The organism is Kineococcus sp. TRM81007, from assembly GCF_022669155.1.
Lineage (GTDB): Bacteria > Actinomycetota > Actinomycetes > Actinomycetales > Kineococcaceae > Kineococcus.
In genome coordinates this window covers 43,398-64,309 of sequence record NZ_JALBVB010000029.1, presented here as the reverse complement: position 1 = coordinate 64,309, position 20,912 = coordinate 43,398, and the positions used below count along the sequence as shown (strand labels likewise).

Below are 20,912 nucleotides of genomic sequence, written 5' to 3'. Positions count from 1 at the left end.
GGGACCCGCGGCGCTGGTGGCCACGGGTCGAGGAAGGCCCGACTCCCTACGCCGGTGCTAACCGGGTCAGGTTCGAGGGTCTGCGGCTGCCCGCACTCTCAGCGCCCCACGGCGCTCCCCTGTCGTTCGGTCCCGACCCTACCGCTCCGCGCCACCCCCCACCCCTCCCCCGGCCTCCTGCCGCCCCCGCCGTGGTCTTGCGAGGGCGAGCGCTCGACCGCGCGAGACCACCGCGGGGGGTGGGAGGTGCGTCGTGGTGGGCGACCGCCGGAGGAGGGGAGGAGGGAGGGACGCGGGGACGTCGGGGAGGATGGGGGCGTGCTGCGACACCTGCGTGGACCGGACGGCGGCCCCTCGAGGGGGACGCGCCTGGTGACCGTCGTGCTCGTGGTGGCGCTGCTGGGCGCCGCCGCCACGGCGCTGCTGCCGGTGCTGAGCTGGCTCCTGGGCGTGCTCTAGGGCAGGGTGCGCGACATGAGTCCCCTCGTCTGGAAGCTCGTCGGCCCTGGTGCCGCCGTCGCGGCGGGTGCCGTCGCCAACCGCCTCACGAAGAAGATCTGGGTCACCGTCACGAAGACGCAACCGCCGGCCAACCCGGAGGACCCGGACGTGGCGTGGAAGGAAGCGGTCGCCTGGGCACTGGCTTCCGGCGCCATCATCGGCCTGAGCCGCCTGCTGGTGGAGCGCCAGGCCGCGGTGCTGTACCGCAAGGCGACCGGCGACCAGCCCCCCGGCCTGGAGGGCGGGCGGCAGGCCGCCACCTCCTGACCCGACGGTACGGCGCCCGCCGCGCCCGCCTCAGCCCCAGCGGGCGGCGAGGCGGTCGTGGCGGGCGTCGACCTCCGGGTCGGTGCGGCGCAGGTCCGGGTGCGCGTCGTGGTGCGCCACGGCCTCGCGGGCACCGGCGGCGAAGCTCGTGGTCGCCGCGAACCCCGGCACGAACCGCTTGAGCTTGGTGTTGTCGAAGACCACCGAGTGCGCCTTGTCGCCCAGCAGGCTCGGACCCCGCGAGGGGTCGTCGCGGGCGATGGCGTCGGAGGGCACGTGGACGAGCACGGGGTCCTCCACCCCCGCGGCGCGCGCCACGGTGCGGTGGATCGCGTCCCAGGTCAGCGCCTCGTCGGAGGTGATGTGCACGGCGTCGCCGGTGAGCGCCGGCTCCCCCAGCAGCGGCACGAACCCCTTCGCGAAGTCGGTGTGGTGGGTGAGCACCCACAGCGAGGTGCCGTCGCCGTGCACGACGACCGGCGCGCCGCGGCGCATGCGCTCCACCGCGGTCCACCCGCCGTCCAGGGGCAGCGAGGTGCGGTCGTACGTGTGGCTGGGCCGCACCACCACGGCGGGGAACCCCTCGTCGCGGTGGGCACGCACCAGCAGCTCCTCGCAGGCGATCTTGTCGCGGGAGTACTGCCAGAAGGGGTTCACCAGTGGGGTGGACTCGGTGATCGGCAGGTGCCCGACAGGCTTCTGGTAGGCCGAGGCGCTGGAGATGAACACGTACTGCCCGACGCGGCCGCGGAACGTCTCCACGTCGGCGGCGACGTGCTCGGGCGTGAACGCCAGGAAGTCCACGACGGCGTCGAACTCGCTGCCGCGCAGCGCCTCGCGGACACCGGCGACGTCGCGCACGTCGGCGGTCACCTGCCGCACGCCCGGCGGCAGGGGGCGCTTGGACGCCGTGCCGCCGCGGTTGAGGACCGTGAGGTCCACCCCCCGCTCCACGGCCAGCGCCGCGCACGCGGAGCTGATGATCCCCGTACCCCCCAGGAACAGCACCTTCAGCGCCACGCGCCCACTCCCGTCCTCGACACCGTCGTCGTGCGCCGCCCGTCCGGGTGGCGCGCACGACAGTAAGCCTCACCGCACCGACGCGCGCTCTCACGGGCGGCTCGCTCATCGGGCGCAGAGCCTCCAGTCGTACATCTTCAAACCTCCACCGACTCGTTGTACATTTCGGAGAGTGGATGTACGTGAGCTGACAGCCGTGGTCGGCGACCTCCGGACCGAGGGGAACGACCTGGCGGAGGTGGAGGTCAAGCTCGCCGCCGGCGGCTTCCCCCAGTCCGCGATCTCCACGTTGTCGGCCTTCGCGAACACCCCGGGTGGCGGGGTGCTGATCCTGGGCCTGGAGGAGGACTGCGGAGCCTTCACCAGCAGGGGCGTCTACGACCCGGTGGCTTGCCAGGCCGCACTGGCCTCCACCGCACGCAGCGCCCTGGAGCCTCCGGTCGTGCTGGAGACGTCCGCCCTGCAGTTCGAGGATTCGACCGTCGTGGTCGCGACCGTGCAAGAGGCCCACCCCAGCTTGAAGCCCTGCCGAGTGAAGTCCACCCGCAAGGCGTACCTGCGGGCCTACGACGGCGACTACCAGCTCAGCGACCTGGAGGAACAGGCCCTCATCGCGAACCGCACGACACCTCGCTTCGACGCCGAACCGGTGAGCACGGCCACCGCGAGCGACCTGGACCCCGAGCTCGTCGCCGACTACGTCGACTCCTGCCGTTCGACGTCGCACCGGCTCTCCACCATGGCGGACGACGAAGTGCTGTTCCGGACGGGCGTCCTCGTGACCGGCGAACGCGTCCCGTCCGTCGCCGGTCTGCTCGCCCTCGGGACCTACCCTCAACAGCACTTCCCCGGCTTCGTCCTCCAAGCTTCGATACCTCCCTCGCCCGACGACCCACCCGGGACACGATCAGCCGACTCACCGAGGTTCGACGGCCCGATCCCGGCGATGCTGGACCAAGCACTCAGGTGGGTCTCGAGGAACACCAGGAAGAGAGTGAGGTTCAGTGCGGACGGCCACGGACGGGATGAGCCGGAATTTCCCCCCATCGCCGTGAGGGAACTGCTGAGCAATGCGCTGGTGCACCGGGACCTCGGTCCCCACGCCTTCAACGAAGCGGCGACCCTCCGTCTCGAGCCCGACCAGTTGATCTTGTCCAACCCCGGAGGCCTGTACGGGCTGACCGTGGACAGGCTGGGCACCACAGGGGTGACCTCCGCTCGCAACGCCTACCTCGTCGGCATCTGCCGGAACGTGCGGTACGCGGGGTCGGCACGCGTGGTCGAGGCCCTCGCGTCGGGCATCCCGACCGTTCTCCGCGAGTTGCGGTCAGCGGGCATGGCGCCGCCCCGGTTCCACGACCAGGCGATCCGGTTCACCGTTCGAGTCCCCAGCCACACCCTCCTGGCCGCCGACGACCTGACATGGCTGTCCGGCCTGAGGTCGATGCACCTCAGCGACACGCAGAGGCACGTCCTGGTCAACATGCGTCACGGCGCGACCTACACCAACAAAGCACTTCGAGAAGCATTTCCGATGGATTCACGAGAAGCGCGTTCGGTGCTGGGAGGACTCGTGGAGGAGGGGGTCGCGGAAGCAGTCGGAGAACGGGGCGGCCGACTGTACCGGCTCGCCGACAGCCTGCGCCCCGGAGGAGCGGACCCGAGCGCCGCTGCTGCGCACGCTGCGGACCAGAGCCGCCCTGCTCCCGTCGACGGCGAGCCTCCGAACCGCACGCCACCTCAGGTCAGCGGCTCCACCCCCCGCTACCGAGGCGCTCGCGAGGACAACGCCGGAGCACTGCTCGACATCCTGACCGCATCACCCGGGATGACGGCCCACGAGCTCGAGGAGGCGGCGGGGCTGAGCCACCGGCAAGTGACCCACGCCCTGAGGCTGCTGAGGTCACGGTCACAGATCCACGTCGAGGGAGGCCAGGGCAAGCGAGGCACCCGCTACCACAGCGCCGACCAGCAGGACTGACATCGAACCTCGCCGCTGCGGTGGTGCCGCCGTTCTCGGCGCTGCCCCGCCCGCTGGGACGGGCGCTGGGACGGGCACTGGGACGGGCGGGGCAGCGAGCGACACGGTCGGGACACGGGCGGAGCCGGTCCGCGATGCGCGGAGGCCTCAGTGCACGACCTTGAGCCCGATGACGCAGCCGACGATCCCGGCGAGGAACAGCACCTTGAGCACGGAGAAGCTCTCCGCGCCGGTGAGCATCGCGTACGCCACGGTCAGCACGGCGCCGATCCCCACCCACACCGCGTACGAGGTGCCGACGGGCAGCTCGCGCATCGCGTACGCCAGCCCGGCCATGCTGGCGACGACCGAGACGGCGAACACGACGGTGGGCCACAGCTTCGTGAACCCCTCCGAGCGGTCCAGGGCGGTGGCCCACACCGCCTCCAGGGCTCCGGAGAGCACGAGGACGATCCAGTGCACGGGGACCTCCGGGGGAGAGGGGGGACGACGGTCCCACGTCTACCGGAGCCGGGCACCGCGTCGGGCGGGCGGGGTGCCGCACAGCCCCGGATACCCTGAGCCGGTGACCCCCGGAGCCAAGTCCCCGCTGCGCGCACTGGGGTCCATCGAGCTGCAGACGCGCCGCGAGCTCATCCACGCCCGGTTGCGCGAGGCGATCAGCTCGGGCGAGCTGACCCCGGGCACCCACCTGGCCGAGGTGGAGCTCAGCGAGGCGCTCGGCGTCAGCCGCGGGACCCTGCGCGAGGCGCTGCGCCAGCTGCAGCAGGAGGGCCTGCTGACGGCGGACGCCCGCGGCCGCCTGTCGGTGCGCGTGGTGACCGAGCGCGAGGTGGAGGAGATCTTCGCCGTCCGGCACGCGCTGGAGAGCCTGGCGCTGGAGCTGATCTGCGCGCGCGAGGACCGCGCCCCCGCGGTGGCCCGGGTGCGTCAGGAGCTGGAGACGCTGCGGGACGCGGAGGGCGACTTCACGGCCCAGCTCGACGCGGACCTGGCGTTCCACGAGCGCCTCTGCGAGCTGAGCGGGAACACCACGCTGCTGCACAGCTGGCGCTCGGTCAGCGGCCTGGCCCGGGCGGCGGTCACGGCGGCCGGGGCGGAGACGGCGGCGCTGAACATGGCCTACGAGCGTCACGCGCCGATCGCCGACCTGCTCGAGGCCGGTGACGCCGTCGGCGGCCGGGAGTTCCTGCGGACCCACATGCGGGACGCGGCGACGCGGATCGAGCAGCGGATGCACGAGCGGGCGGGGTCCGCCGCCGGCTGACCAGCCGCAGCGGGTCCCTCACCGGCCCGCTGGGCACTTGACAGACGCCCACCCCGACGTGCCACAGTTCCGCCGTCCTACTGTCAACAGTAGGAACGAAGACAGTCCAATGCCGGACGGTCCCCCGTCGAAGGAGATGGCAGTGACGACAGCGAACGGTCGGGTCCTCGGGACCGAGCACAAGAAGCGGGTGGCCGTCGGCAGCGCCGTGGGCACCACGGTCGAGAACTACGACTTCATCGGTTTCGGCACGGCCGCGGCGCTGTACCTCGGCGACGCGTTCTTCCCGGACAGCGACCCCACGACGGCACTGCTGTTCTCCTTCGGCACGCTGGGCGTCGGGTTCGCCGCCCGCCCGCTGGGCGGCATCATCGGCGGCTACCTCGGCGACAAGATCGGGCGGCGCCCGGTGCTCATCGCCTCACTGCTGATCATGGGCCTGTCCACGGTGCTCATCGGCGCCCTGCCCACCTACGAGACCGTGGGCATCCTCGCCCCGATCCTGCTCGTCACCGTCCGGATCATCCAGGGCCTCGCCTTCGGCGCCGAGTGGGGCGGTGCGATCCTCATGACGTACGAGCACGCCCCGTGGAAGAAGAAGGGCGCCTACACGGCCATCCCGCAGGCCGGCTTCCCGCTGGGCCTGCTGCTCGCCAACCTCGCCTTCCTCGCCAGCGCCAGCCTGCCGGGCGACTGGGCCTGGCGAGTGCCGTTCCTGCTCAGCTCGATCCTCATCGGCGCGGGCATGTACATCCGCCTGAAGGTCGAGGAGTCCCCGGACTTCGAGGACGCCAAGGAGCAGGGCGAACTGGTGAAGAACCCGCTCGCCGAGGTGGTCCGCCAGGACTGGCGCAACCTGCTGCGCGCCTTCGGCCTGCGCATCGCCGAGACCGCCGGCTACGCGGTCTCCATCTCCTACGTCACCTCCTACGTGCACGACCAGGGCCTGGCCGAGCGCCCCGACACGATCCTGGCGATCGTCGTCGCGGCCCTCATCGGTTTCCCCGCCACGCTGCTGTGGGGCCGGCTCACCGACCGCATCGGCCGCAAGCCCGTCTACGCGTTCGGCACCACGCTGATGCTCCTGTTCGGCATCCCGATGTTCCTCATGCTCAACACCGGGAACCTCGGGCTCATCATCGCCGTCTTCGTCATCGCCTTCGCCCTGTGCCAGAACTCCCTGGCCGGCACGCAGGGCGCGTGGTTCGCCGAGCTGTTCTCCACCGCGACCCGCTCCTCGGGCGCCTCGCTGGCCTACCAGCTCGCGGCCGTGGTCTCCGGCTTCACCGCCTTCGCGGCCGTCGCGGCCTACGAGGCGTTCGGCTGGACGGGCCCCGCGGTCCTGTTCATCGTGTTCGGCCTCATCGGTCTCGTCGCGACGCTCGCGACGCCGGAGACCAACGGCCCGGCACGCCGCGCCGAGGTCGAGCGCGCCACCGCTGCCGCCACCACCTCACCGAGCGCCTCCACGACCGCCGCGGTCTGACGAGCCCACCGCTCCCGCACCGACCCCCTCGGACTCCCGCACCCAGTGAAGGACCCCGACATGAGCTACCAGACCGGAGTCGGCCAGCGCACCGCCGTCGTCACGGGCGCCGCGTCCCCCCGCGGCATCGGTTTCGCCACCGCCCGCAGGTTCGCCGCCGAGGGGTGGGCCGTGGCCCTCCTCGACATCGACGGCCCCGGCGCCGAGGCCGCCGCGGACAAGATCGCCAGCGAGTTCAAGACCCCCGTGCTGGGGCTGGCCGCGGACGTGACCGACCAGGAGTCCCTGGCCCGCTGCGTGCAGGCCCTGGCCGCCTCCGACCTGCCGCCCGTGGGCGCCCTCGCCAACATCGCCGGTGTCGCCTCCCCCACCCCGTTCCTGGAGGTCGACCTGAAGGAGTGGCACCGCGTGGTGGGCATCAACCTCACCGGCACCTTCCTCGCCTGCCAGGCGTTCCTGCCGCAGATGATCGAGCACGGCTACGGCCGGATCGTGAACATGTCCTCGGTCTCCGCGCAGCAGGGCGGCGGCGTGTTCTCCAAGACGCCGTACTCCGCGGCGAAGGCCGGCGTGCTCGGCCTGACGCGCTCCCTGGCCCGCGAGGTGGCCCCCCACGGCATCACCGTCAACGCCCTCAGCCCGGGCGTGGTGGACACCGACATCCGCGCCGGCGCCACCGACGAGGAGAACGAGGCGCGCCTGGCCGCCGCGGTGCCGATGGGCCGCCAGGGCACGCCCGACGACCTGGCCGCCCTGGTCGTGTTCCTCTCCAGCGAGGACGCCTCCTACATCACCGGGACCACCCAGAACATCAACGGCGGTTCGTACATCGCCTGAGCGTCCGGCCCCCGGACGGTCTCGGAAGGAGCACCCGTGAGCGGAACACCCCTGGCGACGGCGCGCCGCGTCGGCATCTCCACGATCAGCTTCCGGTTCCGGCCGCTGGAGGAGGCCCTGACCCTCATCGAGCGGATCGGCGCCGTGGAGGTGGACCTGGGCGCCATCCCCGCCGTGACGGACCACGTGCCGGTGCCCTTCACCGGGGACCCGCGGGAGTACGTGGCCGCGCTCGCGGCGCACGGCCTGACCGCCGGTGCCGTGAACTCCGACGTCGGCCCGCTGAACGACCCGGCGCTGGACGCGGGGACGCTGGCGGCGACGGTCCGACCGCTCGTCGAGCTGGCGGCGGCGACCGGTGCGGCGCTCGTCGTGCCGTGCGGGGGGCCGTCGTGGGACGCCTACGTCGACGAGGAGGCGGACCTCGCCCGCACCGTGGAGAACCTGCGCGCGATCTCGCGGTGGTGCGGGGAGCGGGGCGTGCGCCTGCTGGTGGAGGTGCTGCACCACCGCCGCTGGGTCCACGACGTGGTGCGCGCCGACCGCGTCCTGGCCGCCCTGGGGCCGCAGGAGATCGGGTTGCTGCTCGACACCTCCCACGTCGTCGCCTCCGGGGACGACGTCGTGGCCTGGGCCCGCGAGCACGCGCAGCGGGTGGAGCGCGTGCACCTGCGCGACGCCGTGCCGGGGAACCTCAACCTCGGGATCGGTCGCGGGGACGTCGACTTCCGCGGCGTGCTCGGCGCCCTGGAGGCCGGCGGCTTCACCGGCACGTACGTCCTGGAGCTGGAGACGCACGACGTCGAGGAGTCCGAGCGCGAGGCCGACGCCCAGCGCTCCTTCGACGAGATCGCCGCCCTGCTGGACGAGGTGGCGCGGCCCTGAGCGCGGCCGGGGCGANNTGGGTCGCCCCGCGCTCAGGGGCTCGGGCAGTCGCGCAGGTCCGACACCTCGAACTCGGGCACCTGGCGGCCCTCGAGCTCGGCCGCGGTCACGACCTCGCCGTTCTCCCGGATGTCCTCGATGAGCCACTGCATCTCGCGGATCTCGCGCTTCTGAGCCTCGATGATGGACGCGGCGAGGCGGCAGACCCGCACGTCGTCGAGGTCGGCGTGCGCGGAGCGCGTGATCGCGAGCGAGTGGTGCGGGACCATCGCGCTCATCCAGCCGACGTCGCCCACGGTCGCCTGGCTGCGGTCCAGGAAGGTGCCGCCGGCCAGCAGGACCAGGCCCGCCACGACGATCGCGATGTTCCCCTTGACGCTGCGGTACATCTTCAGCATCCAGGCGATCATGACCAGGGCCATCGCGCCGCCCATGGTCAGGGCCATGAAGACCCGGCTCTCGCTGAACATGACGTGGTCCCACCGCCACGTGCCCACGAACATGACGGCGTACATGACGACCATCGACGTGAGGATCATGGCCGCGAAGCGCAGGTACATCCGGCGCACGTGCTTGCCGTGGCCCTCGTGCTGCCCCTGATCGCCGCGCTGCCCCTTGTCGCTGCCAGGCGTCGTCACCGCTGCCCCCTGCTGATCGACGATGTCCGGCACTTCGACGAGCCGGTGCACGGTGAAGGTACGAGGCGAGGGTGACGTCCGCACGTCGGTCCGGGTGTCCGGCACCCGGCCCGCGAGCCCGTCGGGTCGCCGGTGGCGCCGGTGGCGCCGGTGGCGCCGACGGTGACGGGTGCGGGGCAGGGGTCGAGGCGGGCCCTACGGTGCTGACGTGCACCCCGCCCCCGTGCCTCCCACCCGCGTGCTCGGCCTCGCCTGCTCCGCGGCCGGTGGCGTCACGGACGTGCGCGAGCGGCTGGTGGAGCCGCTGCTGGCGGCGGGCTGGGCGGTCGCGGTGACCGCCACCCCGGCCGCGGCGGCGTGGCTGGCGGACCTCGGGGAGGACCGCCGCATCGCGGAGGCGACCGGGTACCCGCTGCGCAGCACCCCCCGGCTGCCGCACCAGCCGCGACCGCACCCGGACCCGCGCTGCTGGGTGGTGGCACCGGCCACCGCGGGCACCGTCGCCAAGCTGGCCCTCGGCATCGCCGACAACCAGGCCGTCACCCCGGTGTGCGAGGCGATCGGCGCACGGGCGGTGCCGGTGGTGGTGCACCCGCGCGTCAGCGCAGGGCACGCCGCCCACCCGGCGTGGGCGGGGCACCTGGCGGTGCTGCGCGCGGCGGGGGTGCGCGTGGTGGAGGGCGAGCCGGACGGCCCCGTCGCCTGGGACGCGGTGCTGCGGGAGGTCGGGGCGGTGGCCGCGCGCTGAGGCGGCCCCGACGACCGCGCCCCGCGACCGCGCGTCAGCCGGGAGCGGCCGCGCTGCCGGCGAGCGCCCGCTCGACGGCGGCCTCGACGTGCAGCCGGGTGCTGGGGAAGACCGGCACCGGGCAGTCCCGCTGGCCGATGAGCAGCTCGATCTCCGTGCACCCCAGCACGACGCCCTGCGCGCCGGCGGCGACGAGGTCGTCGATCACCTCGCGGTAGCGGGCGCGGGAGCCGTCGTCGACGACCCCGAGGCACAGCTCGTCGTAGATGACGCGGTGGACGAGCTCGCGCTGCTGCGGCCCGGGGACGAGGACCTCCACACCGTGGCCGGCCACCCGGTCGCGGTAGAAGTCCCGCTCCATCGTGAACGCCGTCGCCAGCAGCCCCACCCTGCTGAGCCCCGCCGCGCGCACGGCGGCGGCGGTGACGTCGGCGATGTGCAGCAGGGGGATGGTGACCGCGTCCTGCACCTGGTCGGCGACCTGGTGCATGGTGTTGGTGCACAGCAGCAGCAGGTCCGCGCCGCCCGCCTGGAGCCCGGCCGCGTGGCGGGCCAGGACGCGTCCCGCCTCCTCCCACTCCCCGGCGACCTGCAGCCGCTCGACGTCGGCGAAGTCCACGGAGGCCAGCAGGCAGCGGGCGGAGTGCAGCCCCCCGAGGCGCTCGCGCACCAGCTCGTTGGCGAGGCGGTAGTACTCGGCGCTGGACTCCCAGCTCATCCCGCCCAGCATCCCGATCGTCAGCACTGCGTCCCCTCCCCGCCCCGGGCACCTCCCGGCGCGCGGGGACATCGTCGCGGACCGGGAGGTGCCCGCTACAGGGAGCTGACGCCGACGATCGCGCCGACCCACACCACGGGGATCGCGATGCCCTCGAACCCGATGCCGCGCCGGCCGCGCAGCAGCAGCCCGGCCGCCAGCAGGGCGCTCATGAGCAGGCCCGCGGCGAGCAGCAGCAGGCCGGAGGCGCCGGCGTCGGCGTAGATCGGGCCCTCGCGGTAGAACACGTCGGCCACCGCGATCTGCAGGGCGTCGAAGACGTTGCCGCCGATGATGTCGCCGACGCCGAGCGCGAGGGCGCGCAGGCGGACCGCGGCGATGAGGGTGACGAGCTCGGGCAGGGACGACACGGCCGTGGTCAGGGTGGAGCCGACGAGACCGCCGGAGGCGCCGGTGGCGTCGACGACGCCGAGCCCGGCGCGACCCACGACGTACCCGGCGACCGCCATCGCCACCGCGAGCAGCGCGAAGGAGACCCCGAGGCGGCGGCCGCTGGCACCGCTGCCCTCCTGCGGCACGTCCTCGACGGTCTCGTCGGTCACGACGGGTTTCCACATGGGGTCGTCGTGCAGCAGGCGGACGAGGACCAGCCCGCCCGCGTACAGCACCGGGATCGCGATCGTGGCGGGGTGCACGCCGAAGAAGGCCAGGTCGGGGACGGCGAAGCCGATCAGCGGGACCGCCAGCAGGCCGAGGAGGACGAGGGCCTGCATGAGGTTCTGGCTGGAGGCTGCGGCGTGCTCGAGGTTGACGCGGCGGTAGTAGAGGTCGGCGACGGCCAGCCACACCGTCTGGATGAGGATGCCGCCGACGGGGTTGGCGAAGGCGAACTGCGCGTCGCCCGCCAGCCCGCCGACGGCCACGGTCACCAGGCCGGGCAGGGACGTGGTGGCGCCCAGCAGCACCGCACCGGCGATCGCCTCCCCCATGCCCGTGCGGTCGGCGATCTCGTCGGCGACGGCGGTCATGCGGATGCCGGTGAAGACGATGACGACACCGGCGACGAGGAGGCCGATCAGGCTGGGCAGGAGCGGCCAGGGGGTACCGGGGTCGAGGAGGGACACGGCGGACACCGTGGCGTGCCGTCCACGGGCCCGCCACCGGGGACGGGTGGCTGTCCCCGGGACGACGAAGGCCCCGGTCCACCTGGACCGGGGCCTCCACGTCTGAGCGGGTGACGGGAATCGAACCCGCGCTATCAGCTTGGGAAGCTGAAGTTCTACCATTGAACTACACCCGCGTGACCCGGCAGCGCTCGCCGGGACGGCACCACTGTAACGGACGCGGCGGCCTGGTCCAGTCCCCTCCCCGGCAGCGGGGCTCCGGCGGGCCCGGGCGCGGCGGTAGCGTGTCGCCGTGCTGCTCTCCGACCGCGACATCCGCCGCGAGCTGGCCGCCGGCCGGGTGGTGCTGGAGCCCTCCGACGCGTCGATGGTGCAGCCGTCCAGCGTGGACGTGCGCATCGACCGCTTCTTCCGGCTGTTCGACAACCACAAGTACTCGGTGATCGACCCGGCGCAGGAGCAGCCGGAGCTGACGCGCCTGGTGGAGGTGGCGCCGGACGAGGCGTTCATCCTGCACCCGGGCGAGTTCGTCCTGGCCTCCACGTACGAGGTGGTCACGCTGCCCGACGACGTCTCCGCCCGCCTGGAGGGCAAGTCGAGCCTGGGGCGGCTGGGGCTGCTGACGCACTCCACGGCCGGCTTCATCGACGCCGGCTTCTCCGGCCACGTGACGCTGGAGCTGTCGAACGTGGCGACCCTGCCGATCACGCTGTGGCCGGGCATGAAGATCGGCCAGCTGTGCTTCTTCCGGCTGTCCTCCCCCGCGGAGAACCCCTACGGCAGCACCGCCTCCGGCTCGCGCTACCAGGGGCAGCGGGGCCCGACGCCGAGCCGGTCGTTCGCCCGCTTCCACCGCACCGCGGTGTGAGGTGGGCGCGCCGCGCCGGACCCCGGCACCCGTTCGGCCCAGCACGGCGCGCGGCGCGCTTCAGGTCACGGCCCGGCGAGCCGTTGTGGAGGACGTGAGGAGCACCGTGCGGGCGGTCGGGACCGCCGAGGCAGCCGGAGGCGCGTCGTGACGGCGCGGCTCCGCGCCGCAGCGCACCCGCAGGCCGACCGCCCCGGGAGCAGCGTCGCCACCGTCCGCGTGGGTCGGCAGGGCATCTACGACGGTGGGCGCCACCTCGTCGCCTACGAGCTGCTGTTCCGCGCGCACGGCGGCACGAGCGCGGACCTGTCCAGCGGCACCGAGCAGGACCACGCCACCTCGCAGGTCATCAGCGCCACCTTCGGCGACTTCGGCGTGGAGCAGATCGCCGGCGACAAGCCGCTGTTCATCAACCTCACCCGCGGCTTCTTCACCGGTGAGCTGCCGGTGCCGTGCTCGCCGCGGCAGGTGGTGCTGGAGCTGCTGGAGGACATCGAGGTCGACGAGGAGCTGCTGGCCGGCGTGGACCGGCTGCGCGCGCTGGGGTACCGGCTCGCCGTGGACGACTTCGCCGGCGAGGAGGCCCGCCTGCCGGCGGTGCGGCGCGCCGACTACGTCAAGGTCGACCTGGCGGACACCGGTGAGCGCTTCGGGGACGTGGTGGCGCTGGTGCGCGCGCACAACCCGTCGGCGCTGGTGGTGGTGGAGCGCGTGGAGGACGACGCGGAGTTCGCGCGGTGCGCCGCGGCCGGTTGCGACCTGTTCCAGGGGTACGGCCTGCAGCGGCCCGTGACGCTGGAGTCGGTGAGCCTGACGCCGTCGCAGCTGGTGTGCCTGCGGCTGGTGCGGGCGCTGACGGGCAGCGACGCCCCGATCGGCGAGATCGAGCAGCTCGTGTCGTCGGACCCCGGGCTGAGCCTGCGGGTGCTGCGCACGGTGTCCTCGGCGTACGCGGGCACGCGCGAGGAGGTCTCCTCGCTGCGGCAGGCGATCGTGCTGCTGGGGCGCCGCCAGCTGTGCTCGTGGGTGGTGCTCATGCTGCTGGGCGGTGTGACCAGCGTGGACACCGAGCAGCTGACGACGGTCCTGGCGCGGGCCGGCGCGTGCGCGCGGCTGGCCCCCTCGGACGCCGACGTGGCGTACACGGTGGGGCTGCTGTCGGGGGTGGCGACGGTCCTGGGCCTGCCCGAGGACGAGCTGGTGGAGACGACCGGGGTGGCCCGCTCGGTGCGCGCGGCCCTGCTGGAGGGCCGCGGGACGGCCGGGCGGGCGCTGCGGGCGGTGCTGTCGTACGAGGAGGACGACCCGCAGCGGATCGGCGAGGCCGGTCACGCGGTGTACGAGGTCTCGCGCGCCTACCTGGCGGGGCTGAGCACGGCGATGACGGCGGTGGAGGCCGTCCTCGACCAGGGGTGAGCGCGGCGCGCGGCGCGCGAGGGGGTGCGCGGCCCGGGGCACCGACCTACCCTGGCGCCGTGACCGGGCGGGGCGAGGCCGGCGGTCCACGGGCCGAGCCCGTGGGCCCGTCCGACGCCTGCGAGGAGCGCGCGCTGCAGCTGGCGCACCGGGTGTTCGAGACGGCGCGGCTGGGCCTGGCGCGCGAGCTGTCCGCGTACCTGGACGCGGGCGTGCCGGTGGACTCGGCGGACTCGGCGGGCGACTGCCTGCTGGTGCTGGCCGCCCACCACGGGCACCCGGCGACGGTGCGGGCGCTGCTGGAGCGCGGCGCCGACCCCGACCGGCGCGACGCCCGGGGCTGCACGGCGCTGACGGCGGCGGTGGTCCGCGGGCGCCGGGACGTGGTGGCCGCGCTGGTGGCCGCCGACGCCGACCCGTACGCGGGGACGCCGAGCGCGCTGGAGGCGGCCCGCTTCTTCGGCCGCGCGGACCTCCTGGAGCTGCTGGAGGTGCCCGGGACGGAGCTGGACGGCACCTGAGCGCACGCGCGGCGGGCGCGACCTCCACCTCCGCTGCCCTAGCCTGATCGCTGCCGGGCCGCAGCGGGGCCCCGTTCGAGCTGGAGGCGGCGCAGGTGGTGGACCCGACCGGGCCGGTCGCCGGCAACCGCCGGCGGCTGATCCGGCACCCTGCACAGGTCGTGGCGCTGGCCTTCGCGGCGGTCGCCGCGCTCGGCACGGCGCTGCTGTGGGTGCCGGTGGCGCGGCGCGGGCCGGGCGGGGCGGAGTTCGTGGACGCCCTGTTCACCGCGGTCAGCGCGCTGTGCGTGACGGGGCACGTCGTGGTGGACACCGGGTCGCACTGGTCCGGCTTCGGCCTCGTGGTGATCCTGGCGCTGGCGCAGGTCGGCGGCTTCGGGATCATGACGTCCGCCTCGCTGCTGGGCGTGCTGGCCACCCGCCGCCTCGGGCTGCGCACGCGGATGCTGACGGCCACGGAGTCGCGCGGCCTGGAGCTGGGGGACGTGCGGGCCGTCCTCGCGGGCGTCGTGCGCGTGTCGCTGGTGGTGGAGCTGGCGACGGCGGTGGTGCTGACGGCCCGCCTGCTGCTGGGGTACGAGGTGAGTGTGCTGGACGCGCTGCGCGAGGGCGTCTTCCTGGCGGTCTCGGCCTTCAACAACGCCGGGTTCGTGCTGCGCTCGGACAGCATGGTCGACTTCGCCGACGACCCGTGGATGTGCGGGGCGGTCATGGTGGCCAGCACGCTCGGCGGCCTGGGCTTCCCGGTGCTCCTGGAGCTGCGGCGCCGGCTCGGTCAGCCGCGCCAGTGGTCCCTGCACACGAAGCTGACGCTGGTGACGGGTGCGGCGCTGACGGTGTTCGGGTGGGTGTTCCTCACCGTCAACGAGTGGCGCAACCCGGCGACGTTCGGTGCGCTGGAGTGGTGGGCGCGGCCGCTGGCCGGCCTGTTCCAGACCACGGCCACGCGCAGCTCGGGGTTCAACTCGGTCGACGTGTCGCAGATGAACGGCGGCTCGTGGCTCGTCATGGACGTCCTGATGTTCATCGGCGGCGGCTCGGCGAGCACCGCCGGCGGCATCAAGGTGACGACGTTCGCGCTGCTGCTGGTGGTGGTGTTCGCCGAGTTCCGCGGCGAGCGGACGATCGCGGTGTTCGCCCGCACCGTGCCGGACCGCGTGTACCGGCAGGCGCTGACGGTGGCGCTCGTGTCGCTGTCGGTCGTCGTGGTGGGCACGCTGGTCATCGTGGAGGTGACCCGGTCGCCGCTGGACGCCACGCTGTTCGAGGTGGTGTCCGCCTTCGCGACGGTCGGGCTGTCCTCCGGGCTGGTGGCGACGTGGCCGGAGTCCTGCCAGCTCGTCATCGCCCTGCTGATGTTCCTCGGCCGCCTGGGGCCGATCACCCTGGGGGCGGCGCTGGCCCTGCGCGAGCGCCGCCGCCTGTACGAGTTCCCCGAAGGGAGGCCGATCATTGGCTAGGAGGTCCGCACTCGCACGCCCGCGGTCGGTGGTGGTCATCGGCCTGGGCCGGTTCGGCCGGTCGCTGGCGCTGGAGCTCATGGAGGACGGGCAGGTGGACGTCCTCGGCATCGACTCCGACCCCAAGCTCGTCGACGAGCTGGCCGGGCACCTCACGCACGCCGTGGTGGCCGACTCCACCCGCGAGGAGGCGCTGCGGCAGCTGTCGGTGCACGAGTTCGACCGGGCCGTGGTGGGCATCGGCACGAACCTCGAGGCGAGCATCCTGACGGTGTCGACGCTGCTGCAGTTCGGCATCCGCAACGTGTGGGCGAAGGCGATCAGCGACTCCCACGCGCGGATCCTCACGCAGCTCGGTGCGCACAAGGTGATCCGCCCCGAGCACGAGATGGGCCTGCGGGTGGCGCACCTCGTGCGCGGCAGGATGCTGGACTACATCGAGTTCGAGGACGGGTACGCGATGGCGAAGACCCTCGCCCCGGCGCCGATGGTGGGGCAGACGCTGGCCGGCGCGAGGCTGCGCAGCACCCACCGGGTGACGGTGGTGGCGCACCACCGCCCGGGTCAGGGGTTCACGTACGCGACGCCGGAGACGGTGCTCGCCACCGACGACGTGATCATCGTGTCGGGGCAGATCCGGGACGTGGAGGCGTTCAGCGCGCTGGTGTGAGCGCGCACGCCGGGCGCGCGGGCGCCGGGCGGGGCCGGTTCAGCGGTCCTCGCCGGCGTCGGCGACGTCCTCCTCGGGGCGCGGGGGCACGTCCTGGTCCGCCTCCAGCTCCGGCACGGGGGTGTCGTCGGGGTCGGGGCCGCGACGGTCGACGCCGGGGAGGCTGCGCCGCTCGGGCTCGCCACGCTCGGCGCGGGTGAGGTCGATGAGCTTGCGGCGGTCGGCGGCGCCGCGGCGCTCGTCGCCGGCCGCGACGCCCTGCGCGGGGTCCTGCGCGGGATCGTGCGCGTCGTCCGGTCCAGTGCTCACCGGCCCAGCTCACCACGACGCGTCCCCGGCTGCCACATCCCCGCCACGTGCCCCACCACGTCCCCGCCCCCGCCGGCGGCGGGACGGGCCGGCGGCGCGGGTGCGGCAGGATGGTCGCCCGTGGCCGAGCTGGTGTTCTTCTCCGGGACGATGGACTGCGGGAAGTCGACGCTCGCGCTGCAGGTCGACCACAACCACCGCGCGCAGGGCCGCCACGGGCTGCTGTTCACCCGCTTCGACCGCTCCGGCGCCGCCGTGGTGTCCAGCCGCATCGGCCTGGCCCGGCCCGCGCTGGAGGTCGCCGAGGACACCGACCTGTGGGAGGAGGTCTCCCGCCGCCACGCCGAGCGCCCCGTCGACTACGTCGTGGGCGACGAGGCGCAGTTCTACTCCCCCGAGCAGGTCGAGCAGCTCGCCCGGCTCGTCGACGACCTGGGGATCGACGTGTTCGCGTTCGGCATCACGAGCGACTTCAGGACGCGCCTCTTCCCGGGCAGTGCACGGCTGATCGAGCTCGCCGACCGGGTGCAGGTGCCGCAGGTGGAGGCGCTGTGCTGGTGCGGGGCGCGCGCCACCCACAACGCCCGCACCGTCGACGGGGTCATGGTGGTCGCCGGCGAGCAGGTCGTCGTCGGCGACGTGGACCAGCCGGAGGGGACGCTGGACGTCGGCCCGGTGGGCACCATCGCCTACGAGGTGCTGTGCCGGCGCCACCACGTGCGGCGCGAGACCGCCGCGGTCAGCGGCGGGCGCGCGCCAGCAGCCCCGCGGTGAGGGCCGCGGCGCCGACGGCGGCGCCGCTCAGGGCGCGGCGGTGCAGCAGCGCCCACACCTGCGGGCTGCGCCCGTGGGACCGCTCGTCGAACGGCCCGCGGGCGCCGTGGTCGCCCGGCACCGGGGAGTGCAGGTAGTCGCCGGCCATCGCCTCGCGCGGCTGGTCGCTCTGCTGCCCGTCCACGCCCGTGCGGGCCAGGTAGCGGTCCAGCAGCGGGGCGGCGAACCGGTTGCCGAGGATCGTGCCGGCCGTGGAGGCGCCGACCCACGTGGTGCGGCGCGGGCGGTCCACCACGTCCCCGACGACGCGCGCGCACAGCTCCGGCTGGTAGATCGGCGCCACCGGCTGCGGGTGCTTCGGCAGCGTGGAGCGCACCCACCCGAACTGGGTGGTGTTCATCCCCGGCATGTGGACGATCGAGACGGTCACGGAGCTGCCCTCGTGCAGCAGCTCGGTGACGACGCTCTCGGTGAACCCGACGATCGCGTGCTTGGCGCCGCAGTACGCGGACTGCAGGGGGATGCCGCGGTGCGCCAGCGCGGACCCGACCTGCACGATCCGGCCGCGGTCGCGCGGGCGCATCAGGGCCAGCGCGGCGCGGGTGCCGTTGACGTAGCCGAAGTAGGTGGTGGCGGTGGCGCGCTCGTAGTCGCGCGGGTCGACCTCCCAGAACGGGGCGAACACGCTGGCCATGGCGTCGTTCACCCACACCTCGACCGTGCCCAGCTCCGCCTCGACGCGCTGCGCGGCGGCCTCCACCGCCTCGTGGTCGCCCACGTCGCACGGCACGCCCAGGGCGCGGCGGCCGCGGGCGGCGACGTCGGCGACGGCACCGGCCAGACCGTCGCGGCCGCGAGCCAGGACGGCGACGTCCCAGCCGCGCTCGGCGAGCTCGCGCACGACCGCGCGCCCCAGCCCGGCCGAGCCGCCGGTGACGACGGCCACCCCGCGCGCCGACGGCGCGGCGCGCAGCGAGCGCAGCTCCTCGTCGGTCCCCTCGGTGCTGGCGGAGCCCACCGGTCCCCCTCCCGTTCGTGGCGGCGCGGGCGCGCGCCGGCCGGTCGCCGCCCACCTTGGCGCAGCCGCGCCGCGCCCGCCCGCCGAGGTCGCGGGTGGGGCCGCGGGGTGCGGGCGGGGCCGTGCGCGGCGAGGATGCCCACATGGACGAGCACGACATCCACGAGCGCATCAACACCCTCGTCGAGCGCGAGCACGCACTGCGCGCGGCGCTGGCCGAGGGGAAGCTGTCGGCGCAGGAGGAGCACGCCGAGCTGAAGGACGCCGAGCAGAAGCTGGACCAGCTGTGGGACCTGCTGCGCCAGCGCGAGGCCAAGCGCAACGCGGGCCTGGACCCCGACGAGGCGGACGCGCGGCCCGTCAGCGAGGTGGAGGGCTACCGGCAGTAGGTCCCGCGGGAGGGTCCAGTCGCAGGTCCAGTCGCAGGTCCAGGCGCAGGTCCGCCCCGGCGGCCGCGTCCACCCGCACGGGCACCTCCAGGACGCGCCGGTGCAGGCGGCACGCCGCGCCCGGCCCGCTGCCCGCGTCGCAGGTGGCGGCCTGCACCTCCACGCGCAGCACCCCGCCGGGCACGTCCGTGGCGAGCTCCACCTCGCGCTGACCGCCCGGCGCGGCGCCGGCCCCGGCGCGCAGCAGCGCGGGCGGGTCGGCGCGCACGTCCAGCACCGCGGCGGGGCCGGAGCGCCCGTCGAGCTCCTGACCGGCCGGCGGGTGCACCTGCACGCTCACGCGCACCGGGCCCGGCGGCAGGGCGGCCGGGCCGCGCCGTTCGCTGCCGCCGGCGCTCAGCACCCCCGGCAGCGGCAGGCGCGTCAGGCGGTGCGCGGCGGACTCCACGACCACGAGGGACGCGTCCTGCCCGCCGTCGCCCCCGTCGCCGCTCGCGAGGACGAGCACGTCGGTGGGTTCGGCCAGGCCGTCCACCGGTGTGGTGACCTCGCCGGTGGCGGGGTCCAGGCGGCGCACCGCGCCGTTGAACGTGTCGGCCACGAGCACCGAGCCGTCCGGGGCGACCGCCACACCCAGCGGGTGCTGCAGCAGCGCCCGCTCCCCCTCCGGTCCGCTCGCACCGGGGCCGTCGCGGAACCCGAAGTCGAACAGCCCCGTCCCCGCGGCGGTGGCGACGACGTGACCGGGCCGGGCGATGGGGCCGGCGTTCGCCATCCGGCCGTCGGTGACGACGGGCACGGCCCGGTCCACCGGGCCGGTGCGGCGCAGCGAGCGCAGCGCGGACGTCTCCGCGTCGACGAACCACGCCACCTCCCCGGTGCCGGTGCGCTGCACGGCGATCCCCGACGGCTGCGCCAGCCACGCCGCCTCAGCGGGCCCGTCCCGCAGGCCCTCCGCGGTGGTGCCGGCGACGACGCGCACGACGCCGCCCGGTGAACCGCCCAGCGGGTCGTCCAGCGGGTCGAACGCCCACAGCTGGTGGGTGCCGGCCATCGCGACGAGCACCTGCCCGTCGAACCAGGCCACGTCCCACGGCGACGACAGGTCCTGCGCGAGCGCGGGGCCGCCGCCGGAGCGGCGCCGGGCCTGTCGGCCGGTACCGGCGACGGTGCGCACGTGCCCGTCGGCCAGGCGCACCCCGCGCAGGACGTGGGCGCCGCGGTCGGCGACGACGACGTCGTAGCCGGTGCGCGCGGCGACGTCCGGCGGCAGCAGCGCCAGGCCCCGCGGTTCGTCGAACCCGCCGGTGATCACGCGCAGCGGCGTGGTCAGGTCGGCGGCGAGCTCGACGAGCCGGTGGTGGCCGGTGTCGGCGACGAGGACGGTCCCGCCGGGCAGCGCGAGGGCGCGGGCCGGGAACCGCAGCGCACCGCCCACCCCCTCCCGGGAGGAGACCACCGCTCCCGCCCCTGCGGGACTCCCCGACGGGGCGGAAACGGCCCCCTCCTCCCGGGAGGAGGGGGCCGCGGGGAGGGCGGCCAGGAGGTCGGTGACGACGGCGGCGACCCGTTCGCCGTGCCCCTCCCCGGAGAACGTGGCGGCGACGTACCCGGCGGGGTCGACGACGACGAGGGTCGGCCAGGCCCGCACCGCGTACGCCGACCAGGTGCGGCGCTCGGCGTCGTCGAGCACGGGGTGGTCGATGCCCAGCCGGGCGACGGCCGAGTCCAGGGCGGCCGGTTCCGCCTCGTGCGGGAACTTCGGCGAGTGCACGCCCACGACGGCGAGCGCGTCGCCGAAGCGCTCCCGCAGGGCCTCGACCTCGGGGAGGACGTGGACGCAGTTCACGCACGAGGAGGTGAAGAAGTCCAGCAGCACGACGCGGCCGTCCAGGTCGGGTGGCACGCCGGGGCCGGCGGTGCCGAGCCAGCGCCGGCCGGTGAACCGGGGGGCGCGGACCCGGCCGGCGGGTCGGGTCGTCGGGTGGGCGGGGCCGGGCACACCCCCAGTGTCG

At 74.4% G+C, this 20,912-nt stretch carries 23 protein-coding genes, 1 tRNA gene and 1 riboswitch; of the genes, 15 read left to right on the top strand and 9 right to left on the bottom strand.

Going from position 1 to position 20,912, the window contains the following annotated elements; all coding sequences use genetic code 11:
• Positions 1–26: 26 nt before the first annotated feature.
• Positions 27–131: riboswitch (TPP riboswitch) on the bottom strand.
• Between the two features lie 187 nt (positions 132–318).
• Both MN205_RS02550 and MN205_RS02545 read left to right on the top strand, forming a co-directional pair.
• Positions 319–459, top strand: coding sequence for a hypothetical protein (locus MN205_RS02550; RefSeq protein WP_242124014.1), 141 nt, complete (start codon positions 319–321; stop codon positions 457–459).
• A 15-nt stretch (positions 460–474) separates the two neighbouring features.
• Positions 475–768 (top strand): DUF4235 domain-containing protein, encoded by a 294-nt coding sequence (locus tag MN205_RS02545; protein WP_242124012.1) that lies wholly within the window; start codon positions 475–477, stop codon positions 766–768.
• 30 nt (positions 769–798) lie between these two features.
• On the opposite strand, the gene MN205_RS02540 is transcribed toward MN205_RS02545, so the two are convergent.
• Positions 799–1,788: an NAD-dependent epimerase/dehydratase family protein gene (locus tag MN205_RS02540; protein ID WP_242124010.1), complete on the bottom strand. Its 990-nt coding sequence runs from the start codon at positions 1,786–1,788 to the stop codon at positions 799–801.
• Positions 1,789–1,984: 196 nt separating this feature from the next.
• On the opposite strand from MN205_RS02540, the gene MN205_RS02535 reads away from it, so the two are divergent.
• Positions 1,985–3,769, top strand: a complete 1,785-nt coding sequence (locus tag MN205_RS02535; protein WP_242124008.1) for an ATP-binding protein — start codon at positions 1,985–1,987, stop codon at positions 3,767–3,769.
• Positions 3,770–3,916: 147 nt separating this feature from the next.
• Here the strand turns inward: MN205_RS02535 and MN205_RS02530 are convergent, their stop codons facing one another.
• Positions 3,917–4,231, bottom strand: coding sequence for a multidrug efflux SMR transporter (locus MN205_RS02530; RefSeq protein WP_242124006.1), 315 nt, complete (start codon positions 4,229–4,231; stop codon positions 3,917–3,919).
• A gap of 103 nt (positions 4,232–4,334) precedes the next feature.
• Here MN205_RS02530 and MN205_RS02525 point away from each other — a divergent pair, with 103 nt between their 5' ends.
• From MN205_RS02525 to MN205_RS02510, 4 genes are all read left to right on the top strand, one after another.
• Positions 4,335–5,036 carry a GntR family transcriptional regulator gene (locus MN205_RS02525; RefSeq protein WP_242124004.1) on the top strand — a complete coding sequence of 234 codons (702 nt, stop codon included), beginning with the start codon at positions 4,335–4,337 and terminating at the stop codon, positions 5,034–5,036.
• 136 nt (positions 5,037–5,172) lie between these two features.
• Complete coding sequence (locus MN205_RS02520) at positions 5,173–6,522, top strand: MFS transporter (protein WP_255817641.1); 1,350 nt, start codon at positions 5,173–5,175, stop codon at positions 6,520–6,522.
• Positions 6,523–6,582: 60 nt separating this feature from the next.
• On the top strand, positions 6,583–7,359 hold the full coding sequence (locus tag MN205_RS02515) for an SDR family NAD(P)-dependent oxidoreductase (protein ID WP_242124001.1): 777 nt from the start codon (positions 6,583–6,585) through the stop codon (positions 7,357–7,359).
• 36 nt (positions 7,360–7,395) lie between these two features.
• The gene (locus MN205_RS02510) at positions 7,396–8,244 is read left to right on the top strand and encodes a sugar phosphate isomerase/epimerase (RefSeq protein WP_242123999.1); all 849 of its coding nucleotides are present in this window, start codon (positions 7,396–7,398) and stop codon (positions 8,242–8,244) included.
• Positions 8,245–8,276: 32 nt separating this feature from the next.
• On the opposite strand, the gene MN205_RS21435 is transcribed toward MN205_RS02510, so the two are convergent.
• A complete protein-coding gene (locus tag MN205_RS21435; RefSeq protein ID WP_242123997.1) occupies positions 8,277–8,882 on the bottom strand; it encodes a DUF305 domain-containing protein in 606 nt (201 codons plus the stop codon).
• A 208-nt stretch (positions 8,883–9,090) separates the two neighbouring features.
• On the opposite strand from MN205_RS21435, the gene MN205_RS02500 reads away from it, so the two are divergent.
• Complete coding sequence (locus MN205_RS02500; protein WP_242123995.1) at positions 9,091–9,630, top strand: flavoprotein; 540 nt, start codon at positions 9,091–9,093, stop codon at positions 9,628–9,630.
• Positions 9,631–9,664: 34 nt separating this feature from the next.
• On the opposite strand, the gene MN205_RS02495 is transcribed toward MN205_RS02500, so the two are convergent.
• From MN205_RS02495 to MN205_RS02485, 3 genes are all read right to left on the bottom strand, one after another.
• Positions 9,665–10,375: an aspartate/glutamate racemase family protein gene (locus MN205_RS02495; RefSeq protein ID WP_242123993.1), complete on the bottom strand. Its 711-nt coding sequence runs from the start codon at positions 10,373–10,375 to the stop codon at positions 9,665–9,667.
• A 68-nt stretch (positions 10,376–10,443) separates the two neighbouring features.
• Complete coding sequence (locus tag MN205_RS02490) at positions 10,444–11,472, bottom strand: sodium:calcium antiporter (RefSeq protein ID WP_242123991.1); 1,029 nt, start codon at positions 11,470–11,472, stop codon at positions 10,444–10,446.
• Positions 11,473–11,577: 105 nt separating this feature from the next.
• Positions 11,578–11,648, bottom strand: a tRNA-Gly gene (locus MN205_RS02485).
• Between the two features lie 116 nt (positions 11,649–11,764).
• Between MN205_RS02485 and dcd the strand changes: the two genes are divergently transcribed.
• The 5 genes from dcd (at position 11,765) to MN205_RS02460 (ending at position 16,407) form a co-directional block, all read left to right on the top strand.
• Positions 11,765–12,340 carry a dCTP deaminase gene (gene dcd / locus MN205_RS02480; protein WP_242123989.1) on the top strand — a complete coding sequence of 192 codons (576 nt, stop codon included), beginning with the start codon at positions 11,765–11,767 and terminating at the stop codon, positions 12,338–12,340.
• Between the two features lie 147 nt (positions 12,341–12,487).
• Positions 12,488–13,756 carry an EAL and HDOD domain-containing protein gene (locus MN205_RS02475; RefSeq protein ID WP_242123987.1) on the top strand — a complete coding sequence of 423 codons (1,269 nt, stop codon included), beginning with the start codon at positions 12,488–12,490 and terminating at the stop codon, positions 13,754–13,756.
• Positions 13,757–13,815: 59 nt separating this feature from the next.
• Complete coding sequence (locus MN205_RS02470) at positions 13,816–14,277, top strand: ankyrin repeat domain-containing protein (protein WP_242123985.1); 462 nt, start codon at positions 13,816–13,818, stop codon at positions 14,275–14,277.
• A gap of 95 nt (positions 14,278–14,372) precedes the next feature.
• The gene (locus MN205_RS02465; protein WP_242123983.1) at positions 14,373–15,737 is read left to right on the top strand and encodes a TrkH family potassium uptake protein; all 1,365 of its coding nucleotides are present in this window, start codon (positions 14,373–14,375) and stop codon (positions 15,735–15,737) included.
• Positions 15,738–15,765: 28 nt separating this feature from the next.
• Complete coding sequence (locus MN205_RS02460; protein WP_242123981.1) at positions 15,766–16,407, top strand: TrkA family potassium uptake protein; 642 nt, start codon at positions 15,766–15,768, stop codon at positions 16,405–16,407.
• 39 nt (positions 16,408–16,446) lie between these two features.
• On the opposite strand, the gene MN205_RS02455 is transcribed toward MN205_RS02460, so the two are convergent.
• Entirely contained in the window at positions 16,447–16,716 is a 270-nt protein-coding gene (locus tag MN205_RS02455) for a hypothetical protein (protein WP_242123979.1), read from the bottom strand.
• 120 nt (positions 16,717–16,836) lie between these two features.
• On the opposite strand from MN205_RS02455, the gene MN205_RS02450 reads away from it, so the two are divergent.
• Positions 16,837–17,490: a thymidine kinase gene (locus MN205_RS02450; RefSeq protein WP_242123977.1), complete on the top strand. Its 654-nt coding sequence runs from the start codon at positions 16,837–16,839 to the stop codon at positions 17,488–17,490.
• Here the strand turns inward: MN205_RS02450 and MN205_RS02445 are convergent.
• Complete coding sequence (locus tag MN205_RS02445) at positions 17,456–18,463, bottom strand: SDR family oxidoreductase (RefSeq protein ID WP_255817677.1); 1,008 nt, start codon at positions 18,461–18,463, stop codon at positions 17,456–17,458. The genes MN205_RS02450 and MN205_RS02445 overlap by 35 nt on opposite strands.
• A gap of 188 nt (positions 18,464–18,651) precedes the next feature.
• Here MN205_RS02445 and MN205_RS02440 point away from each other — a divergent pair, with 188 nt between their 5' ends.
• Positions 18,652–18,897, top strand: coding sequence for a DUF2630 family protein (locus MN205_RS02440; protein ID WP_242123974.1), 246 nt, complete (start codon positions 18,652–18,654; stop codon positions 18,895–18,897).
• Here the strand turns inward: MN205_RS02440 and MN205_RS02435 are convergent.
• On the bottom strand, positions 18,869–20,899 hold the full coding sequence (locus MN205_RS02435) for a thioredoxin-like domain-containing protein (RefSeq protein ID WP_374115816.1): 2,031 nt from the start codon (positions 20,897–20,899) through the stop codon (positions 18,869–18,871). The two genes, MN205_RS02440 and MN205_RS02435, sit on opposite strands and share 29 nt — an antisense overlap.
• Positions 20,900–20,912: the final 13 nt, after the last annotated feature.

Coding starts and splice junctions, on each gene's coding strand:
- MN205_RS02440 (WP_242123974.1), top strand. CDS start 18,652: ATGGACGAGCACGACATCCACGAGCGCATCAACACCCTCGTCGAGCGC.
- MN205_RS02515 (WP_242124001.1), top strand. CDS start 6,583: ATGAGCTACCAGACCGGAGTCGGCCAGCGCACCGCCGTCGTCACGGGC.
- MN205_RS02545 (WP_242124012.1), top strand. CDS start 475: ATGAGTCCCCTCGTCTGGAAGCTCGTCGGCCCTGGTGCCGCCGTCGCG.
- MN205_RS02520 (WP_255817641.1), top strand. CDS start 5,173: ATGGCAGTGACGACAGCGAACGGTCGGGTCCTCGGGACCGAGCACAAG.